General features: G+C 39.0%; 17 protein-coding genes and 1 pseudogene. 1 reads left to right on the forward strand and 17 read right to left on the reverse strand.

Features of this window, described 5'->3' with window-relative positions; genetic code table 11:
• The 8 genes from QT74_RS06060 to QT74_RS06095 all read right to left on the reverse strand — a co-directional run.
• Positions 1-269: nitroreductase family protein (locus QT74_RS06060; protein ID WP_033765420.1), on the reverse strand; the 269-nt coding region annotated here is incomplete at its 3' end.
• Entirely contained in the window at positions 266-1,120 is an 855-nt protein-coding gene (gene lgt, locus QT74_RS06065) for a prolipoprotein diacylglyceryl transferase (RefSeq protein ID WP_033765422.1), read from the reverse strand. The genes QT74_RS06060 and lgt, both read right to left, overlap by 4 nt.
• A gap of 8 nt (positions 1,121-1,128) precedes the next feature.
• The gene (locus QT74_RS06070; protein WP_033765424.1) at positions 1,129-1,857 is read right to left on the reverse strand and encodes an RluA family pseudouridine synthase; all 729 of its coding nucleotides are present in this window, start codon (positions 1,855-1,857) and stop codon (positions 1,129-1,131) included.
• A gap of 17 nt (positions 1,858-1,874) precedes the next feature.
• The gene (waaA, locus tag QT74_RS06075) at positions 1,875-3,056 is read right to left on the reverse strand and encodes a lipid IV(A) 3-deoxy-D-manno-octulosonic acid transferase (RefSeq protein ID WP_033765426.1); all 1,182 of its coding nucleotides are present in this window, start codon (positions 3,054-3,056) and stop codon (positions 1,875-1,877) included.
• Positions 3,057-3,836, reverse strand: coding sequence for a zinc ribbon domain-containing protein (locus tag QT74_RS06080; RefSeq protein WP_033765428.1), 780 nt, complete (start codon positions 3,834-3,836; stop codon positions 3,057-3,059).
• Between the two features lie 9 nt (positions 3,837-3,845).
• Entirely contained in the window at positions 3,846-4,577 is a 732-nt protein-coding gene (locus QT74_RS06085; protein WP_033765430.1) for a GTP cyclohydrolase I, read from the reverse strand.
• A 1-nt stretch (position 4,578) separates the two neighbouring features.
• Complete coding sequence (gene glyQ / locus QT74_RS06090) at positions 4,579-5,475, reverse strand: glycine--tRNA ligase subunit alpha (protein ID WP_033765432.1); 897 nt, start codon at positions 5,473-5,475, stop codon at positions 4,579-4,581.
• Between the two features lie 13 nt (positions 5,476-5,488).
• Positions 5,489-6,427, reverse strand: coding sequence for an NAD(P)H-dependent glycerol-3-phosphate dehydrogenase (locus QT74_RS06095; RefSeq protein ID WP_000401705.1), 939 nt, complete (start codon positions 6,425-6,427; stop codon positions 5,489-5,491).
• Positions 6,428-6,685: 258 nt separating this feature from the next.
• Here QT74_RS06095 and QT74_RS08885 point away from each other — a divergent pair, with 258 nt between their 5' ends.
• Positions 6,686-6,859 (forward strand): hypothetical protein, encoded by a 174-nt coding sequence (locus QT74_RS08885; RefSeq protein ID WP_229261604.1) that lies wholly within the window; start codon positions 6,686-6,688, stop codon positions 6,857-6,859.
• A gap of 205 nt (positions 6,860-7,064) precedes the next feature.
• Here QT74_RS08885 and QT74_RS06100 read toward each other — a convergent pair.
• From QT74_RS06100 to glyS, 9 genes and pseudogenes are all read right to left on the reverse strand, one after another.
• Positions 7,065-8,679 (reverse strand): annotated as a pseudogene (locus QT74_RS06100) (dynamin family protein); the annotation flags it as partial.
• Positions 8,679-11,012: a dynamin-like GTPase family protein gene (locus QT74_RS06105; protein WP_033765434.1), complete on the reverse strand. Its 2,334-nt coding sequence runs from the start codon at positions 11,010-11,012 to the stop codon at positions 8,679-8,681. The pseudogene QT74_RS06100 and the gene QT74_RS06105, both read right to left, overlap by 1 nt.
• A gap of 2 nt (positions 11,013-11,014) precedes the next feature.
• Positions 11,015-12,661 (reverse strand): dynamin-like GTPase family protein, encoded by a 1,647-nt coding sequence (locus QT74_RS06110; protein ID WP_033765436.1) that lies wholly within the window; start codon positions 12,659-12,661, stop codon positions 11,015-11,017.
• A gap of 214 nt (positions 12,662-12,875) precedes the next feature.
• Positions 12,876-13,163 carry an endoribonuclease VapD gene (locus QT74_RS06115; protein ID WP_000271456.1) on the reverse strand — a complete coding sequence of 96 codons (288 nt, stop codon included), beginning with the start codon at positions 13,161-13,163 and terminating at the stop codon, positions 12,876-12,878.
• Positions 13,164-13,232: 69 nt separating this feature from the next.
• A complete protein-coding gene (locus QT74_RS06120; protein ID WP_000880304.1) occupies positions 13,233-13,514 on the reverse strand; it encodes a DUF3240 family protein in 282 nt (93 codons plus the stop codon).
• 10 nt (positions 13,515-13,524) lie between these two features.
• On the reverse strand, positions 13,525-16,584 hold the full coding sequence (locus QT74_RS06125; protein WP_033765462.1) for a CusA/CzcA family heavy metal efflux RND transporter: 3,060 nt from the start codon (positions 16,582-16,584) through the stop codon (positions 13,525-13,527).
• Positions 16,584-17,657: an efflux RND transporter periplasmic adaptor subunit gene (locus QT74_RS06130; protein ID WP_033765438.1), complete on the reverse strand. Its 1,074-nt coding sequence runs from the start codon at positions 17,655-17,657 to the stop codon at positions 16,584-16,586. The genes QT74_RS06125 and QT74_RS06130 overlap by 1 nt, the downstream gene beginning before the upstream one ends.
• Entirely contained in the window at positions 17,654-18,952 is a 1,299-nt protein-coding gene (locus QT74_RS06135) for a TolC family protein (protein WP_033765439.1), read from the reverse strand. Before QT74_RS06135 ends, QT74_RS06130 begins: the two co-directional genes overlap by 4 nt.
• Positions 18,942-21,047, reverse strand: a complete 2,106-nt coding sequence (gene glyS / locus QT74_RS06140; RefSeq protein ID WP_033765440.1) for a glycine--tRNA ligase subunit beta — start codon at positions 21,045-21,047, stop codon at positions 18,942-18,944. Before glyS ends, QT74_RS06135 begins: the two co-directional genes overlap by 11 nt.
• Positions 21,048-21,075 lie beyond the last annotated feature (28 nt).

Genomic DNA, 21,075 nt, shown 5'->3' on the forward strand with positions numbered 1-21,075 from the left:
TTTAAAGAACACACCACCATCAACGCTGAAGCGCTTTCAATCATGTCTTTATTGAAATAGCTATGCGCTGCAATTTGACTTTTTACATCTTTGTCAGTAACCATCACAAAATGCCATGGCTGTGTGTTGTAAGAGCTTGGCGATAGTCTGGCGATCTCAGCGATTTCTTCTAATTCTTCGCTAGAAAATGCGTAATGGCTGTCAAACATTTTGCAAGAATGGCGTTCATTCAACAATTGTCTTCTTTTTTCTTGATCCAAAAATTTCATGGATTTTCCTTTATTTTTTTAGAATGCCTTATAGCATACAATAAAATCCCTAACGAAACAATTACCATAAGCAGGCTTAAAATCTGCCCCATGCTCAAATTCAAAAAATAAACCCCTAATTGGCTGTCTGGCTCTCTGTAAAATTCCGCAATAAAGCGCATCAAGGAATACCCCAAACCATAAACCACAATGAGCAGTCCATGCGTTTTGGTGTGCTTTTTAGCCCACATTACCATTAAAAACACAATAACCCCCTCTAAAAACGCTTCAATGAGTTGGCTAGGATAACGCAATTCATTATCCACCACAATGCCTATGATTTGCCCTAAATGGCTGTCTTTGGGGACAATCCTTCCCACCAACTCCTGGTTTAAAAAATTCCCAATCCTCCCAAAAACATACCCTAAAGGCAGGCTAATTGCAATCAAATCCAAATAAATTAAAAGCTTTTTCAAATCCTTACGATTGTAAAGATACGAAGCGATCAAAAACCCCACCAACCCCCCATGATAACTCATCCCGCGAATGCCAATAAAATTCCCATGGCTATCAAAAGGGTTAAAGATCTGCCAAAAATGCGTCAAATAATAACCAGAGTTAGGCTCATAAATAAGAATGTATCCTATCCTTGCCCCTAACACAATGCCAAGCTCCGCCCATAAAAAATAACTTTCAAAATCCTTTCTTGCAACTGGGAATCGTTTGGGATCTTGTTGGATCATTCTTAACGCCATGTAAAATGCAACAACAATCGCACACGCATACGCCAAACCATACCAATGCACTTCAATACTTCCAAGACTAAAAGCGATGGGGTTAAAGCGCTCATAAATCGTATTCCAAGCGTTCATGCTCATCCTTAAAATTCAAATTCTTTAGGAGCGATCGCTTCAAATTCATACCCCAATAACGCAATTTTATGCGCATGGAGCATCAAGCGTTTGACTGAACTTGGCTCGTTATTATAGAGCGTATCGCCTATAATGGGGTGGTTGATATGCTTTAAATGGACTCTAATCTGGTGGGTTCTTCCGGTTTTGATTTCCACTTTTAGAAGGGTTTTTTTATTGATGATTTTTAAAGGCGTGATGATTGTGATCGCTTCTTGCCCTTTTTTAGAGATCTTGCTAAACGCTTTAGTGGTTTTAATGGTGAGAATGGGAGCGTTGATTTCTTGCTCTTCTTCTACAATCCCTTGAGCTAGCGCTAAATATTCTTTTTTAACCGCCCTGTCTTTAAACGCTTTTTTAGCTTTCAAGTGGAATTCTGAATTTTCTTTCACTAATAAAATCACCCCGCTTGTTTCTTTATCCAAGCGGTGCAACAGCGTCCAACCTTTAAAAAAAGAAACTAAATCATAGCTCTCTATAAAAGGGGGTTTAAAAAGGGCTAAAATGTTTTCATCTTCAAAAATCACGCTAGGCTTTTCAATTTTTTGGACATTAAAGCGCGTGTTTTGGGGCAATTCCTTTCTGGCAACCATCAATTTTTTCCCCCCTATACTCACTAACCCCAAATCAATCAAAGCTTTAGCTTTTTTGTGCGAAATGTTTTCCTGAACGCTCAATAGTTTATAAGCTTTTTCCATATTTATCCTTTTTAATATTATCCTTTAATGAATGCGAGCAATTCGTTTAAATCATGCCCGTTTTCTAAAAACCGCACCACGCCCAAATTTTCATAATCCAAAAGGGCGTCCAATAAATCCTCTTTTTGAACGATTTTGTAGGGTTTAACCAATTCAAACAACGCTACTTGGTTGAAAAGATATTCCCCTGTGATTAAGCGCGTGTTAAAAAATGCCGGCTCTAAAGGGTTATGCCCCCCCATTTTGACAAACGAACCCCCTAAAATGACAATATCAGCGATCGCATAGAAGTTATTCAATTCCCCCAAGCTATCCACTAACAAAATATCGCATTCCACAAAACCCTTTGAAGAAAAACACTCCCAACTAAAAGGCGTCGTTTTTAAAGCATCTTGCAACAAATTCCGCACGCTTTTAAAACGCTCGGGGTGGCGCGGCACGATAAAGAGCCTTGCGTTCTTATGCGTCTTTTTGAACTCCAAAAACGCTTTTAACCCTAATTCCTCTTCGCCCTCATGCGTGCTGGCTAAAACAATGTTTAAAGCGCTTGGGTTTTTAGGGTAAAACGAAGTGATCACAGGCTTTGAAAAACGCTTGATATTCAAAAAATCCACCACTTTTTTTGCCCCTAGATTCAATAAGCGCTTTTGATCGTCCTTGCTTTGTGCTAAAATCAAATCAATGCGTTTGAATAAAAGCGCATAAAAAAAAGAAAAACGCTGGTACTTAGGGTAAGAGCGAACGCTGATCCTAGCGTTAATGAGCATGGTTTTTGCCCCTAATTTTTGAGCCGTATCAAACACATTAAACCACAATTCCGCTTCTGTAACCACCAAAGTTTTCAAGCGTTTTAAGTTTTTTTCCCATGCGAATAATAGGGTTTCAAAAGGCAGGTAACGCACTTCTATGTGTTGAGAGCGCTGATAAGTTTGAGCGGCTAATTCAAAGCCGGTATTAGTGGTAACGCTGATTAAAATCGGCTCTTTTAAAGCTTGAATGATTGGCTCTAAGGATTTGACCTCCCCATAAGAGCATGCATGGAACCAAAAAGTTGGCTCGCTTTTTAAAAGATTGTCTTTGAGAAAAAAACGAGCCTTTAAAGAATGGCGGTATTTTTCCTTAAAACTCCAAAAGAAGATGAAAGGCACACCAAAAAGATGCCCCAAAGTTAAAAATAAAAGGTAGAAAAACTTAAACAATCAAACTAATTCTTGGCTTTCTTTTTGTTGGCTTTCTTCTTGGCTTTCTTTTGGAGGTTGAGCGTTACTTTCATACGCGCCCTCAGCGTATAAAATACGCCCGCAATACGGACAAGTGATCATATCCCCACTCGTTAGCACTTCGGTATAAATCTTATCGTTTAGTCTAATAAAACAACCACCACAAGCTTGTTTTTTGATCGTTACAATGCTCGTGTTTTTCGCCCATCTTCTGATCCTTTCATAAAAGCTATAGATTTTAGGCTCGGTTTTTTCCACGAGTTCTTCTTTCTTTTTAAAGATAACTTGTTGGGTTTCTTTGATGTTTTTGACTTCGTTTTCCACTAAGCTTTCTAATTCCAACGCTAATTTTTCAAGCTCTAGCATTTCTTTTTTCAAATCCTCTTGTTTTTCGCTTTTGTGCTTGATTTCATTTTGCAAGTTTTCAATTTCTCTGTTGGCTTGGTTAGATCGCTCTTTAGCAATATCTTCTTCAATGTTTAAAGAGCGTAATTCCCTTTCGGATTTGATCTCGCTCATTTTCTTTTGGATACTGGCGATTTTAGCGTTCGTGTCTTGTAGGGTTTGCTCGTTTTTAGAAATCTGTAATTTTAGGGCTAATTTTTCTTCTTCTAAATTCAAAATCGCTTTATTTTTAGCTTCTTTATCATTCAAGGCTTTATCCAAGTCTTTTCGTTTTTCTCTGATCAATGGCTCTAAGGAGTCAATTTCTTTATCCAAATGCGAAATTTCAATCAATTGTTTGAGGTGGGTGTTCATCGCTTTCCTTTAAATGATTTGCAAGGGGTTTTTAAAATTCTCTATTGTAACCAAATAATTAAAAGAATGCAAAATTTCGGCCACAATCAGCGCAAAACCCCTTTCGCTATAATAATGCGTGGCGTCAATCAAACTTATCCCTAAAGATTGAGCGATCATAGCGTCATGGTATTTCACATCGCCTGTAATCAAACAGCTTTGCGCTTTTAAAGAAGAAAACATGGACGCCCCCGATCCGCACACAAACGCTAGATCTTTAATCATTTGAGAACTTTTGACGCATGCTAATTTTCCCACCCCTAAAGAAGATTTAATCCTTTCTACAAGCGCATCAAATTCTATAGTAGCGTTTTCTTTCACTAACATAAGACCTTTTTCTATCAAGCCATCAAACCCTAAAAGCGCGTGTGCGAAATGCTTGTTTAAATGCGTTTTGTCAAAATTCGTGTGCATGCTGATGACTGAAATGTTTTTTTGGATTAAGATTTTTAAAATATTCCCCGGATAAGCCTCATAATTTAGCGTTTTTAAGGGCTTGAAAATTAAAGGGTGGTGCGTGATGATTAGGGCGTTTTGTGGTGCGTTTAGAGCGATTTGAAGCGTGATTTCTAAGCATGCGACAATCTCGCTAAACTCGCTATTTTCACTCCCCACATTCAACCCGCTATTATCCCACAATTCTTGGAGTTCAAAAGGCGAAAGGCGATTCAAAACTCCCAACACTTCCCTAACTAACGCCATTTTAAGCCTTTGTTAAAGCGTTTTTTAGGCGCTCTTCTCTTTCTTCTTCTTGCTCTTTGTAAAGAAGCGTGCACCCTTTGGCTAAATCCCTGATTTGTAAAATATAATTTTGCCTTTCAGCCACCGAAATCGCTTTTCTGGCGTCTAAAATATTGAAAAAATGCGAGCATAGCATCACCAAATCATAGGCCGGCAAGGGGAGCTTGTTTTTTAAGCAATGCAAGGCTTCGGCTTGAGCGTTTTTAAACATTTCTAATAGCCTTGTTACGCTCGCTATTTCAAAATGATACTTGCTGAATTCGTATTCGCTTTCTAAATGCACTTGCATATAACGCACGCTTTCATTATCCTTTTTAGCCCATTCAATCTCTAGGATATTTTCCACTTTTTGGACATACATCGCCAATCTTTCTAAGCCGTAAGTGATCTCCACCGGGATAGGACTACAAGCAATGCCCCCCACTTGCTGGAAATAAGTGAATTGCGTAACCTCCATGCCATCAAGCCACACTTCCCAGCCAAGCCCCCATGCCCCCAAAGTCGGACTCTCCCAATTGTCTTCTACAAATCGTATATCATGCTCATTAAGGTTTATCCCTAACACTTCTAAGCTTTTTAAATACATTTCTTGGATATTAGAAGGGCTGGGCTTGATGACCACCTGAAATTGGTAATAACTCCCCAAGCGGTTAGGGTTTTCCCCATAGCGCCCATCAGTAGGCCTTCTAGAGGGCGCGACATACGCCACATTCCACGGCTTTTTATCCAAACTCCTTAAAAGCGTGGCCGGATGGAATGTCCCAGCTCCTGCAGGAATATCATAAGGCTGGATCACCAAACAGCCTTGATTCTTCCAATACTCTTGTAACTTTAATAATAAACTTGAAAAATCTTGCATGCTCTCTTTCCTTTTAAGCGCGTCTGATCAAATCGTTCATGCTCTCTAGCACACTCTTACCCTTTAAAAGCAAGGCTAATTCGCTCGCAATGGGCGTATAAATGCCGTATTTTCTAGCGATTTCCACAATGGCGTTGGTCGTTTTCACCCCTTCAGCCACTTCGCCCAATTCTTCTAAAACCACCTCTAAAGGCTTGTTTTGGGCTAGCCCCAAACCCACACGATAATTCCTGGATAAAATAGAATTAGCGGTTAAAAACAAATCCCCAGCCCCAGACAACCCTAAAAAAGTCTCTGTCTTGCCCCCAAAAAACGCCCCAAAGCGTTGCATTTCCACTAAACCACGAGACAATAAACTCGCTTTAGCGCTATTGCCTAGTTTCAAGCCATCGCAAACCCCCCCAGCAATGGCTATCACATTTTTATACGCACCAGCGATTTCACCTCCTATAATGTCTTGTTGGGCGTAAGCTCTGATAAAAGAGGGGGTTTTATTGGCAAATTCTAGCGCTAAAGCCTGGTTATTAGAATGAATGACGAGCGCGCAAGGCAGGCCTTGAATGATTTCAGCCGCAAAACTCGGGCCCGCTAAAAAACACAAAGAATTAGGATCGATAAAATCCTTTGCGATCTCGCTCACAAACGCCCTGTTTAAAACCTCTATCCCTTTAGAAGCGATTAAAACCTTAGCGTTTTTGGGTAAAGAAGCGTTTTGGAACCATTCCCTTAAATGCTGCACGCTAATAGCGATGACATAGAGCGCTGCTTTTAAGCCTCTTTGTAAATCCACTTGCTCTATGGGGGCAGAACCTTTAGAGATTAAAGCGTCATTGAGCTTTTTTAGCGGCTCGTTTAGATCGCGCCTTGAAATGATTTTGACTTCATTCTTTTCTCCAAAAGCAAAGGCTAAAGCCCTCCCCCATGCCCCGCCACCAAATACTGCAATTTCCATTAAATTCCTAATCTCATTGATTGTAAAACTCACCATTTTACAATAATAAGTTTAAAATAGCCCTTACATTCAAAACGCTGTCTTTGATTAAAAATAGGGTAGTTTAAAAAATTTTTTAAATTTTAAAAAATGGGATTTTGGTTACTTTACTTTAAACTCATTCTCTTAAGGGGATAGGGGGTATTTTAAAATAACTCTCCCCCTTAACCCCATTAAGTATCCCCCTAACCCAAGAATACCGCTTCAAGGGGTTATCGCTTGCTTGACGCAAGCTCTTTTATTTTGATTATAAAAAATGCTTTCAGCATTTTTAAATTCTTAATTGCTGTTTTCTTATTTGCCAAACAAATCATTAAAAAGGCTTCCAAAAAAGCCTGGCTTATCGCCATTTTTCCACTTTCGCAAATCGTTTTGAAAATCACTATTATTTAACCAATTCTCGATAATCTCTCTCATTTGCTTCTTTAAAGTCCTTAAGTATTGATAAATTTTTTAAAGAATAGTCTAATTGGAGCAGTTTATTGCAATATTCTATTCCCTCTCTGCATTCTCGGATTTCTTCTTGGCTCAAATCCCAAGAGTCTATACCATACATGTTGAGTTCCTTGTAAAACAGCACCATTTTTTTGATTTCTTCAAATTCCCTTTTGTTTTCTTCTACCGGTGTGTTTTTTAAATCCCTCCACTCTCGCAAATTATTTTGAAGCTCCTCGTTGTTCAAAGACTCTTGATAATCTTTCTCATTTGTTTCTTTGTATTCCCTAAGCGTTTGCAAATTTTTTAAAGAATAGTCTAATTGGATCAATTCATTATCTTCATCCATCCAATCTCTACATTCTTGGATTTCTTCTTGGCTCAAATCATACCAATCTAAACAAAACATGCACCAATCCCTAAAATACAGCACCATTTTTTTGATTTCTTCAAACTCTCTGTAGTTTGCTTCTTCGTCCTCTTCGTCGTCGTTTTGCTTTGTATTTTTCCCAAGTGAAAGCGCTCACACGATCAAAAACCTTATCAATGCTTTCTTTAAACAAGCTGATCACTTGGTTGAGTTGCGCTAAATTCTCTCTTTTGGATTCTTCTTTCTCAGAAAATTCTTTTTTGAGCGATTCCATTTTATTAAAAGTGTCATCATTGAAATCATCAAAGCCCTTTTGCATCAAATCCAATTTGATAGAATGCAAAGTCTTTTGGTAGCGTTTGAATTGGTTAGCGTCTTGCTCAATAGCCTTTTCATACATGGAATGCACCTCGTATAAAGCCCCTAAAATTTCGTTTTGTTTCTCGCTCCTTTGATTTAACTTTATTAAAAATTTCTCAATCGAGTCAAAAACGGGGCTTTTTTCGCTGAACTCTTTAATTTCTTGATACCTTGTAGAGCTATAAGCGCCAATCCCTAAAAACTCAATGCCATTATCCTCTAAAGTCTCTTTAATTTGGACAGCGATTTCTTCTAATTGCCTTTTTGTGCGGCTATCAGCCCTACTCAATACGATAAAAACCTGCTTGCCTTCTTCGCATAATTCTTGCAAAAACTCTAAATCATCGCTTTCAATGCCCCCACGCTCGCAACTAATAAGCCATAGAATGTGTTTAGCGTGCTTTAGGGATTCTTTAGAGGCTTGTTCGTCCCCACCCGTATAGCCTTGATTGGCAGGGTTAAAACCAGGCGTGTCTATGAAGCATAAAAATTCAAAAGGCACGCTAGGAGCGCTCAAAAGCATGAAAGGCATGATTTCTTTCAAATTAAAGCCAAGGGATTTTAAAAACTGATGATCAAAAGCGAGATTGGGTAATTCCACCATGCCCCCATTTTGAGAAAACCCCATTAAAACTTCTTTTTTACCCTTCAAGCAATAAGTGGGGATAGCTGTGGTGGGATTCATGTCTTCAGGAAGTTTTAATTTCAAGCCCAACAAGTTGTTTAAAAAAGTGGATTTGCCCGTGCTAAACCCTCCCCCCACCGCAACGATGGTTTTTTGGAACAAACTAGGGTAGCTCGCCACCAATTGCAATTCTTTTTGGATTTCTTGGAGCATCAGTAACGCTATTTCCTTTTCTTTGAGCGAATCCACGCCGCTAGCGAACTCTAAAAACTCGTTGTCTAAGACGCTCTGGTATTCTTCTAGCCCTTCATTGCTTGTTTTAGCGTTTAAAATACGAGCGATTAGATCGTAGCGTTCTTTTAAACCCTCTGTATTGTGGTGGTTTTTAGCCGCACTAAATTGGTTATTAAAAAAATTAATCATTAAATCCCCTTTAAAGCCTTGATTTGCACGTCTAATTGAGCGATGGATTGCACTTTATTTTGCACTTGATTGTGCAAATTTTGCATGTTTTCTTTAAGTTTTTTAAGCGTATCGCTGGCGAAGTTTTGCTTTTCTAAATTCTCTCTTAAACCTCCGATATAGCCTTTCACATCTTTTCTAGTCTCATCTTTAAAATTCCTCACATGCTTTTCCACGCTTTGTATGAAAGCATCGGCTTCATCGCCTTTTAAATTACCCGTTTTCCCCCTTATCTCGCCAGGAAGCTTATCAGTGTAATCAAACTCTTTAAATTCAATGCGATCCAAGACAGCCATCACGCTTTTTTGGAAAGCCACCTCATCAATCAAATCATCAGAGATGATTGCGCGCAATTGAGAAAAGACTTTAGCGTAGAGTTCTTTTTTGAAAACGACTTTAAAAGAATCAGCGCTGTCATTCAAAGCGCTTTCGCAGCGTTCATGCATCTCTGTTAAATAATCAAGCACCGCTCCGGCTTTAATCGTTGCTCTTGTGCGTTCTACTTCATCATAGCCCGCATCATCATCAGCCCAAAATAAAAAATTCCTTTTAAAGCTCCCCCAAGCACCGCCTTGCTTCACTCTTTCAGTGTAACGCTCTTCTTCCTCTTCTTCTCTAGAGCGCGTTTTAGCCGTTTGGATAGCTTTCTTCAATGTTTCTTCCAAGCCATCTCTAGTGTTTTTGATGAAATGAAAGATAAATTCTTCATACACCCCATCAAACCCTGTTTCAATTTCATTAGAGAGGTTTTCATAAGCCTTTATTTGCTTTTTAATCACGCCCATATCAGCGTTTTTAATCCTCTTTTTTTCTTCTTCCAAATCTTGCAACAACTGCGCTATTAATGAATGGAGGTTGTTTGCTTGGCTCTGTGTATAATCTTGCAATTTTTGAGAAATGATTTTTTCTTTCTCTTTTGCGGCTTTTTTTAAACGCTCTTCAATCGCGCCCATATTGCTTAAGAGCAATAAGCTTTCTTTAGACTTATCATCGCTACTAAAAGCGTCAGGGTAAAAATCTTTTAAATTCCGTAAGGCATTGTGATACTCTTCTGTTTTTTGGTTTCTTTCCCAAGAAGCTTGGTTGTTAAAGTCTTTATACATGCTAAAGCAAACCCCTGAAGCCAGAATGACGCCATTTTTGATCGCTTTTTCAAAAATTCCTCGTTGGTTGGGGTAGTTTTCAATCAATTTTCCCATGATATTATTTAATTGAGATGAAAGGGCTTTTTGCGCGTTTTCTAAGGCTGTAGGGAGGTGGTGGCCAGATTTTTCCACTTCACTCATAGAAAGAACGGCACTGTCGGCTTGGCTTGCCACAAAATAAATTTCTTGAAGGCCTTCTTTATTAGAAACCCTATCAAACAAACTCATATCGCTATCCGTTAAAAACTGACCAGAAGGGCTTATGATAAACACCACATCGCAATCTTTCAATAAGGCTTTGGTGCGCTCTTCCCTGGAAGCGATGGGATCGTTCACGCCTGGGGTGTCAATCACTTCCAAATCTTTAAGATTGGGGTTATTCAAAGAAATTTGCACCGCTTTAGTGTAGGGCATGAACTTCCCGTCCGCGCCCACGAATTGGAGCAATTTTTGATTCAGATCTTGTAAACTGTTGGCTTGAATGTGCGGATCCAATTTTTCAGTGTTGAGCGATCCGCTTTTTTTCATTTTTTCGCATTGATCGTATGATGAAACGAGTTTTGTGTCCTTTTCTAACTCGCTTTTAGCGATCCTTTCAGCCCTTTTTACTATTTCTTCATCGCTTAAAATATTCTCTTTGGGCGCTGCTTCTTCGCTTTTGTTTCTGCTAAACTTGTTGCTAAGATTCCTAAATCCCTCTTTAGCCCTATTTGACAAACTCTGTTTTTCTTTTTGCTTTTTGACTTCTTCACCAACAATCCTGTTAAACTCCCTTACATACCTTTCATGTTCATTTTTAAGCTCTAAAATATCCTTTTGGCTATAAAACTCCACTTGAGCGCTCAGATTTTGAGCGTATTTTAAAACAGTAAGGCTAGCCGTCATGGGCGTTGCCGCTTTGGGTAAAACCTCTACACCCTCAAAAATCAGAGCGTTTAAGAGCGAACTTTTGCCCGCTTTCACGCGCCCGATGATACCGACTTTAAGATCCCTATCTTCATCCTGCATTTCTTTTAGCGTTTTCTCTAACTTTTCGGTTTTAATCACAGCGTTATCGCTGATAAAAGACTTCGCTCTTTCTTGCAAGCCTTGTTCTTGTAGCGTTTTTTCAACTAAAGCGCTTTTTTTAATGAGTTCTTGCTCGTTCATTATTAATCCTTTAAATATTGTTGTTCTAGATCGCTTAAAGCGTTGATCTTGTTTTCTAAGATTTGTTTTTGATTTTCTAAATCGTTTAAGTGTTTTTCTTTTTCTGTTTGAGCGAGCGCGATTTCTTGTTTTTTATGCGTGATTTCCAGTTCGCACCGATCTTTTAAACCTTTTAGGGAATTTTGCAAAGCTTCATTAAACAAGCCCGGTAAAACTTTTTTAAGATTGTATTGAACCTCTGGTATCACTTTTGCTTCAATCAGATTTTCTAATTTCGCCCGCTCTTTTTCCTCATTTCTAAAGAATGAAGCGATGATATTAGGCAGTAAGATCAATAATTCTTTTAAAAGAGGTTTTAACCCTTTTAAGATCAGCGCGAAAGGTCTTGTAACCGGGTTCTTGGCTAAAATCACGCTTAAAGCGTTGATCCCTAGTTCAAGGCCATGCTCTAAATTCACAGAAAAACCGCTAGAAAGCTGCGTATTATTCAAGCTTTCAAATTCCGTGCAAAAATCTTTTGAAAAAGAAAGGTTGATCTTTTCAATCTCTAATTTAGCGTTTTTGATCAAGCTTTGTTGCATGATGCTTTCTATTTCGCTATTGAACTCGTTAGGCTTGTTGATTAAAGAGGCTAAATAGGATTTTTGCTCCCTGACCTCTTCTATGACTTTTTTAACCACCGATCCCACAGCCACGCTAGAATATTCTTCTTCTAAATTAGCCCTTAATTTTTCATAGGTTTTTTCAATGTCTTTAACGCTCAAATCCAAAGCTTGTATTTCTTCTAACGCCTTTTCTTTAGAATAATCAAAGCTTTTAATCACGCTTTTTAGGCTGTTTTGTAACTGGGAATTTAAAAACTTCAATCGTTTCAAATACAAAGCGCTAAAAAGCTTTTCAGCGTCTATTTTATCCGCTACCTCTAAAAGGGCGTTATTGTCTTTATTAGAATAAATAAGATGCGTTGTCAAATCAAGGTGATCTTGGATTTGATCTTGAATGTAGCGAGAGATTTCTCCCACTTGCGAAGGCGTTCTTAAATTCGTTTTACTCAAAATAAAGCTAAGGCCTTTGTCAAACTCTAAAAGGTTTTTCAATTCCCTAACCATGCGTTTAGTGAGGTTGCCCTCTTCTACGCTTGTGAGAATGACAAAATGCACGCCCCTTTCCAAATATTCCAAAATGGCATGGGTGTGGCTTGAAATGGGGCTATCAAAGCCTGGCATATCCACAAACACTAAAGGAGCACTGTTTTTTAGGGCTTCATTATTCAAATAAACCTTAAGGTAGGAATACTTCGTGGCATTGTCTTTAATCGCTTCAAAACTTTGCTCATTCAGTTCAAAACTCTCTGCTTTTTCATCATTGTTTGAAAAAGCTTCTATGCGTTCGTTAGCGCTATAGTGCAACTCAGTGGCTAAAGAAGTCTCTGGCGTGATACCGGTAGGCAAAACGCTGCTACCTAAAAAGCGGTTTAATAGCGTGCTTTTGCCTGCACTAAAATTCCCCACAACGGGTATCACAAGCTGTTGTTTTTGAATGCTTGCTAAAAGAGTAGAGCATTCTGTTTTATCGATCTCCACTTCTTTTAAAACTTCTAAAACCTGTTCTAAAAACTCCACAAAATTCGTCTGTGCGCGTAAAATCATTACCAATCCTTTATATTAAAAATTAAAAATTAAAATCTAAACAAGACGCAAAAATCCCTAAAATATAGATAGGGTTTATATGGGTATGGGTTTATATGGGGGTGAAAAGATAAAACGGCTGACTAGAGAGAGAGAGAGAGAGAAAGCGAATTTTTAAGAATAATAGTCATTACAAACTCCTAGCACCATTTAATGGTGGGTATTATACTTGATTTCATAAAACAATCTTGATAGCCGGCATCAAATCGTTGTTTTCTTCTATTTTTAACATTCTCACATCTTTAACACAAACCGCAAAACTTGGTATTTGCTTGGCTAAAATTTGCACCGTAGCGACGCAAGTAACAGCGTTGATGGTCTCATCGCCAAAATACACGCTACCTTGTTGCCATTTAAAGCCATGTTGTTCCATGAATTTACGAATATCAGAATAAACTTTTGACAGATTCACTGCGTTTTCATTCAAGCAATTGGTATCAAGATCAAAAGTTACAGCATACATTTTAACTCCTTTATTGGTTTGTGTTATAGCATGTTTTTACTTAGAATTTCGTTTGATAACCCATGCGTTTTACAACCCATGCGTTTGAGAATAAAACAATTTCATTTCTTTAGAAGCGAACTGATTTTTTAAAGCTTTTGCTAGAGATAAAGCGATCTCATCGCTTAAAAAAAGCTTGAATTTGGCGTAGTCTTTACGCCCGCTCACCTGCTCTTTTTGGCTTAAAAGCAATGAAGAAGCGGCGTATTTATAGCACTCCACATAAAAAAAATCATCAAAGCCTTTTTCAAATAAATAATCTATTAAAGCGTCTTTCAAACAAATATCAATATAAATTTCTAAAGCGAGCATGTGAAATCCCTTAATTGATTTTAATCTTTTTAGCGATGAGCATGAACATGGGCGGCAGTAAGAGTAAGGTTAAAGCGCTTGAGGTGACTAAGCCCCCAAGCACCACGATCGCTAAAGGTTTTTGGACTTCGGATCCCACGCTATGAGAAAATAATAAAGGGAGCAAACCCAAACCGGCAATGCAAGCGGTCATTAAAACCGGCCTCAAACGCCTTTTAGCGCCCAATAAAACGCATTCTTCTACGCTTTTTCCTTGCAAGAGAAGCTCTTTAAAATAGCCTATCATCACCACGCCGTTTAAAACCGCAATCCCAAAAAGAGCGATAAAGCCCACGCTCGCTGGCACGGAAATATACTCCCCTACCGCAAACAACGCAATAAGGCCTCCGGTAACCGCAAAAGGGATATTCAAAAGAATGAGCAAGGCTAAAGGAATGCTTTTAAAAGTGAAAAAAAGAATGAAAAAGATCGCTAAGATGCTTAAAGGGATAACGGTAGAAAGCCTTTTATTGGCCCGTTGCTGGTTTTCAAACTGCCCCCCATAAGTGATATAGTAGCTAGAAGGGAGTTTGATGTTTTGAGCGATCACTTTTTTAGCCTCTTCTACAAAAGAGTTCAAATCGCGCCCCACCACATTGCTGCGAACCACACTCATGCGCATTGAATTTTCACGCACAACAGAAACAGGGCCATCCACTTCTTCAATTTTGGCGATAGAAGTGATAGGCACTAAAACCCCATATTTTGAAGTCAAGGCTAAACTTTTGATTTTAGTGATAGAGCTTGCAAAATCGCTCTCTTGGCGGATCATTACCGGGGTTCGTGAAATCCCTGTAGGGATCACATCTACAACCAAGCCCTCTAAAGCGGATTTTAAAAACTTGGAAAATTCATCGCTAGTGATCCCCACATCCGCCATCGATTCTTTATTAGGGGTTACATACAAATAATTCACGCCCTCATTGAGCGTGGTTAAAACCTCACTAGATCCCTTAATGCCTTTTAGAGCCTGCGCGATTTGAAAACTCAATTCATTCAATTCGCTAATATCATCTCCAAAAATCTTAACCGCTAAATCCCCCCTAACCCCTGTAAGCATTTCAGAAATCCGCATTTCAATGGGTTGGGTGAAAGAAAAGTTAATCCCCTTAAAGTCTTTTAAAGAATCCATGATTTTTTCTAATAATTCATCTTTGGTTTTTACGCTCCATTCTTTTTTAGGGATGAAAGAAATAAAAGTATCGGTTTGATTCAAGCCCCCTAAATCCAGCCCCAATTCATCGCTCCCTGTGCGCGCGACAATGCTTTTGACTTCCTTGACATGCTTTTTAATCGTGCTCTCAATGTTTAACATGAGATCCCTAGATTGATCTAAAGAAATAGAAGGGGTGGTTTCCACGCTCAAAACCACATCGCCCTCATCTAAAGCGGGCATGAAATTCTTCCCCACAAAAGGGAATAAAGAAAGGCTTGCAATTAAAAAAACAAACGCTCCTAAAATCACTTTTTTAGGGTTATGCACAAAAAATTCCAATAAAGGGGCGTAGATTCTGTTTAAAAACCTCGTTAAAAAGGTTTCGCTATGGGGCGTGGCTTTTAAGACAAGAGAGCTCACTACAGGAATGATAGTGATGGATAGAACTAAAGTGCCTAAAAGCGCATACACAATGCTTTGCGCTAAAGGCCTAAACATCTTGCCCTCTAACCCCTGTAAGGTTAGAATCGGCACAAAAAACACAATAATAATCACCACCCCGCTCACCACTGAAACGGCGATTTCTTTACAAGAACGATAGATTGCATGGAGTTTAGTGGTTTTAGTGTTAGCGCTCAATTTTTCAAAAGCGTTTTCCACCACCACCACGGCTGAGTCAATGAGCATGCCTATAGCGATAACCAACCCCCCTAAACTCATCAAATTTAAAGTCAAATCGCTAAACTTGATAAAAATAAACGCCACGGACAAACTTAAGGGTAAAATCACCCCCACAGCCACGCTCGCTCTCAAATTCCCTAAAAATAAAAAGAGCGTGATGATGATTAAAACAACGGCTTCAATGAGGGTTTTAGAAACGGTGGCAATGGCTTTTTGCGTGAATTCTGAGCGATCATAAAAAACATTAATGGACACACCGCTCGGTAAAAAGGGTTTTAATTCTTCTAGTTTTTGATACACTTGAGTGATGATTTCTTTGGTGTTAGCGTCTTTTAAAGAAAGCACCAAGCCCTCTGTGGTCTCGCCCACGCCATCTTTAGTGACAAACCCCAAACGGGTGCGAGACTGGCTGATGACTTTCGCAAAATCCTTAATGTGCAAATGCCCTAAATTCGTGGAAACGGTGATTTTGCCAATGTCTTCTAAACTCAAAGAAGCGGTTTGGATTTTGACTAAAAAGGTTTCGCCATCTCTATCCACGCGCCCCGCTCCGCTGTTTCTTAAATTCACTCTCACAGCCGATTCTAAATCAGAAATACTCACCCCAAGCCTCGCCATGTCATTAAAATCCGGCACGATCACAAACGCTCTGCTAAAGCCTCCAATGGAATTGACATCTGCTACGCCGCTAATCATTCTTAATTGCGGGCGGATCACAAAGTCTAAAAGCTGTCGTTTTTCTATCTCGGTGATATTGCCATCAATGGTGAACATAAAGATGTCTGATAGCGGCGTAACAATGGGCGCCATGCCCCCTTCAACCCCCACGGGTAAATCTTTCATCACGCTGCTCAAGCGTTCATTGACAATATTCCTCGCTAAATAAATATCCACGCTGTCATCAAAATCTATCGTGATGTCTGAAATAGAATATTTTGAAATACTTCTTAAAGATTTTTGCCCTTTCAAGCCTAAAAGCTCCAATTCTAAAGGGCGCACGATGTTGTTTTCCATTTCTTCAGGGCTAGAGCCGGGGAGTTTTAAAATGATTTTAACTTGAGTGGGCGAAATATCCGGGAAAGCGTCCACTGGAGTGTGGATAAAACTATAAGTCCCAAAAAACAAAATAAGAATCGCGCCAACAATCACGATCACTCTTTGGCGTAAGGAAAATTCAATAATGGAAGCGAGCATCATTCTTCCCCTAAATTGTTGATCATGCCTTTTAACCCTATCAATGACCCCACTGCCACGCTGTCATTAGGGTGTAAATTTTGAGCGTTCACGATAAAAATCTTGCTGCGCTCTTCTAAAACTTGAACCACCACAGGCCTAAAACCTTTAGGCGTCCTCACAAACACCAGGTAATCTTTCCCGTTTCTGATTAAAGCGTTTGAAGGGATTAAAACGGAGTCTTTGGGTTGAGAGCCTTGAATATACATTTCTACCATTTCCCCCACATGGTAATTGCCCTCATCTAATAATGCGGTGGCTAAAATCGTGTTAGAGCCTTTGTCTAACACCACCGAAACGCTTTGGATTTTCCCGATTTTTTCCCCCTCTTCATTATAGACTGGCGAATCCCTTTTAATGGATTTAGAAACGCCTACAGGCAATTTGATTTGAGCGATCAAATCATCGCTTTTTGAAATACGCACATAACTAGTGAAAGCTAAAATCTTCTCGCCCACATTTTTAGGCGCTAACGCTAAAAGACCGCTATCACTAGCCACAATCCTAAAACCATACTGCCCTTTAGGGTTTTTGGGATCCACGCCAAAGCTTTTAAACGCGCTCTCTAATTGTTCCACCTTTAAGCCCATTTCCTGGCTGGCTAAAAAACTAGTTTGATACTCCCTTTTAGGGATCACCCCGGCCCTATAAAGCTCTAAATCTTTTTTAGTAATATCTTTAGCGATTTTTAATTTATTTTGGTTGTTTTGCAATTCAAAATACAGATTGCTCAAATCAATGGAGCTCACTTCACAGATCGCATCTCCAGCCTTCACCTGCTCGCCCTCTCTTTTATAAACCGCGACCACAGACGCATCAAAACTCAAGCTCTGCACCACAGAGCTTTTACTATCAAAATCAATATAAGCGTTAAAAGGAAGCCCTTTACTAAAAATTTCTTTATCTAATTTAATCACCTTTAACCCCATGGGTTGCAAGTTTTTTTCTTCTAAAATAATTTCTGGATACTCTTTGGCTTTTAAAAAAACACCCAAAACGCCCATCAACATAAGCCACCATAACGCCCGATTCAATGCAATTCTCCTAATCTGGTCAAGCTCTCCCCTAAAGTCTCTTCTAAAAGCGCGCTAATATCAATGTATTCAATCTTAGCTTCCGCCAGAGTGATGAGGGCGTCCATGTAAGAATTTTGATAAATCAAGTATTCAAAAAGCCCGATTTTTTGGGCTTCATAAGCGATGCGCCCCATTTCCATCAAACGCTTCTTATTGGCAATGGCTTCTTTTTGGGTTTCAATGTATGCTTCTTTGGTTTTGAGCTGGTTTAAGTAGGAATTGGCGTTAATTCTAATGTTTCGTTTCATCACTTCATTTTGCGCGAGCGTCCCGCTTTGCAAATCCAAGAATTTACGCTTTTGATAGATGTTTTTAGGCGTTACCGGTAAAGGGATATGCACTTCTATAGAAAGGTTAGTGGAAGAGTTATAGCTTTCAGAGCCAATCCCAAATTCAAATGCATTAAACACATCTCTATTAGCCAATTTCGCATTCACTTGATAATCTTTAGCCGTCAAATCCAAAATATCCACATACAACGAGCGATCCAATTTGAACTTTAAGGCTTCAGGCTCTAAGTGCACGTATTCAAAATCCAAACCGATCACCTTGACATCATGCAAATGGTCTAAATAAGTGTCAAAATGTGCCCCCTCTTTGACCGGCTCCACAATAGCGAGCATCGTGTCTAGCATTTTTTCTAAATCTATGAGTTTGGTTTCCACATTGGTTTTAGCGAGTTTGGATTCCAAATAAGAATTATTGAAGTTGATATAATCTTTTTCGCTCATGCTGCCGGCTTTGACTTTTTCTTTGGCGATTTTGAGCTGCGAATAAAAGTTCGCTTCCCGTTGCACATACACCTGATACTTTTCTTTAGTCATCACATAAGTCAAATACAAGCGTTTAGCGCCAATAAAAGCGAGATTTTTATTTAATTGATAGCTTTTATCGTATTGAATGGTTTTGATAGAAAGGCTTTTGGATAAAAGCGAACTCACCCATGGGAGCTTGGGCCTTACCATTAAAAGGGTTCTGGGCTGCGCTTCTACAATGCCTTGGAAGTTTTTCACCATAGAAGTTTCATTATAAATATAGGGGAAATCCCAAGCGTTCACGGAGCGTTGCTCATTCAAACGGCTTTTAAAATCGGCTTTTTTGCCGATCAACTCCATAGAGTTGGTTTCTACTTCTTTAAAAAACTCCTGTAGGGTAAAGATTTTCGCGCTAAGCATGCCCGCACTAAACATGCTCATTAAAAAAGTTACCCCAAAAAAACGCCGGACTTTGCGTTTGACAGCATTAAATCGCAATTTCTTTAATATCCCCAATTTCTAAGAAACTTTGATACACGCCCCACAAGAAATTTTTACGATTTTTTTGGATTTCTATATCTTTATCCATGACTAGCACGCTTTTAAAATACTCTTCTAAAGGCGCATGCAAACCAAAATAAGCCTCTATTTTGCTATCCAAACTCTCAAAAGTGCTTGTTTTGATCGCGTTGAACGCTTCAAAAAGGGCATGCTCTTGCGATTCTTTGAAAAGACTCGTAAAAAACCCGCTTGATTCGTTAGGGTTTCTGTCTTTATTGATATTGGCTAGGCGTTTGAAAGCGCTAAAAAGCAACTCTTTTTTTTGAGCGTTCTTAGGATCGTCTAAAAAGCGTTTTAAGGCTTTGACTTTTTGAATGATTTTAACAATACCTCGCTCGTTGGTGTTTAACACGCTCCTTATAATAGAGGGGTTACAATCTATTAAATTATGAAAGCGCTCCAGTAAAAACTTCTCTAAAATCTCTAAATCAAAGCTTTGATAAACGCCTACTTTTTCAAAGAGGTTTTTCAAATCCGCTTTCAAATCAAATTCTAACCCGTAATGCGCGATGATTTTCAATAGCCCAAAACTCAAGCGCCTTAAAGCAAAAGGATCTTTAGATCCGCTAGGGATTTTACCCGCGCTAAAAAGAGAAAACAGGCTGTCTAATTTCAAGCTCAAAGCCACGATCGCGCTAAAAACACTAGAGGGCAAGGGAGCGTTTTCGCTTGCGGGCAAATACTGCTCTTTCAAGCTCAAGGCGACTAACTCGTTTTCGTTTTGTTTTAAAGCGTAGTAATAGCCCATGATCCCTTGAAGCTCGCTAAATTCATACACCACTTCACTGAGTAAATCCGCCTTAGCGATTTGAACGGCTCTTTTAACCAACTCAAGGGCTTTTTCTAAAGGCATGTTTAAAGATGAAATATATTTTTGCGTCAAGTATTGGGCGATGATTGCTTCGCGCTCCATTTTATCCTTTAAAGTCCCTAAACCTTGCACAAAAACCACGCTCTCTAAAGGGGCGTTATCTAAAGGCTTTTTGAGATCGTTTTCATAAAAGAAAACCGCATCGCTCAAACGGGCTTTTAAAACCTTTTGATTGCCTGCAATGATTTTTTGCTTGTCTTTATTGATAGCGTTACTCACCACAATAAAGCCGTTGTGTAATGTTGGGCTCTCTTCTTGGCTTTTTTGACTAAAAACCGCAAAATAGCGTTGGTTTTCTTTCATGGAAGTGGTGATGATTTCACTGGGTAATTTTAAAAACGCCTTGTCAAACTCCCCTAAAAGCGCGCTAGGGTATTCCGTGATCGCTACAACCTCATCTAATAGATCCCTGTCTATTTCTATGCTAATGTGATGCTTTGTTTCTAACTCTTTAATTTCTTGCAAGATTTTCGCTTCGCGCTTTTTAGGGTCTAAAATGACATGGTTTTTTTCTAAAACTTCAAAATACGCTTTAGGGCTATCCACTTCAATAAAATCAAAACTCTCTTGTCGGTGCACTTTTGTGGCTTGCTTGGTTTTAAAACCATACTCTTTGACTTCAATACCGTTAAAATCTTCCCCATTAAACAACACGCAAATATTATGAATGGGTCTGATAAAGCTTTTTTCCACATTGCCCCAACGCATAGACTTCCCGAAATTCAAACCCTCTAAAAACTCTAACACAATGGGCATGATTAAATCTTTTGTAGGCTGTTTGGCGTGGATTTTAGCATGATAAAGCACCTCTTTATTGTTTTTAAACGCTGTTTGGAAATGCTTGGGATCCTTTAGTCCTAATTTTTGATAAAACCCTAAACCTAGAGCGTTCAACCCTTGCGTTTTATCTTGATTGTTGCATGCGATTTTAACGGGAGGCCCAAAAAATTCCTCTTTAGTTTCTTGGGTTAAAAGAGGAAAGTCTTTAATAAACAAACACAAGCGCCTGGGGGTGTAAAAAACATCTATAGTTCCCACTTCTAAAGCGCGTTTTTGAAAAAGAGCGTGGAGTTTTTTAGGCATTTCTTTATATTCATTCAATAACGCTTGCGCGGGCAATTCTTCAACTAAAATCTCTACTAACAATTCATCTGAATGCAAAATCTCAATTCTCCCTAAAAAACAAAAT

It is taken from the genome of Helicobacter pylori SA213A, from assembly GCF_000476275.1.
GTDB lineage: Bacteria > Campylobacterota > Campylobacteria > Campylobacterales > Helicobacteraceae > Helicobacter > Helicobacter pylori_CL.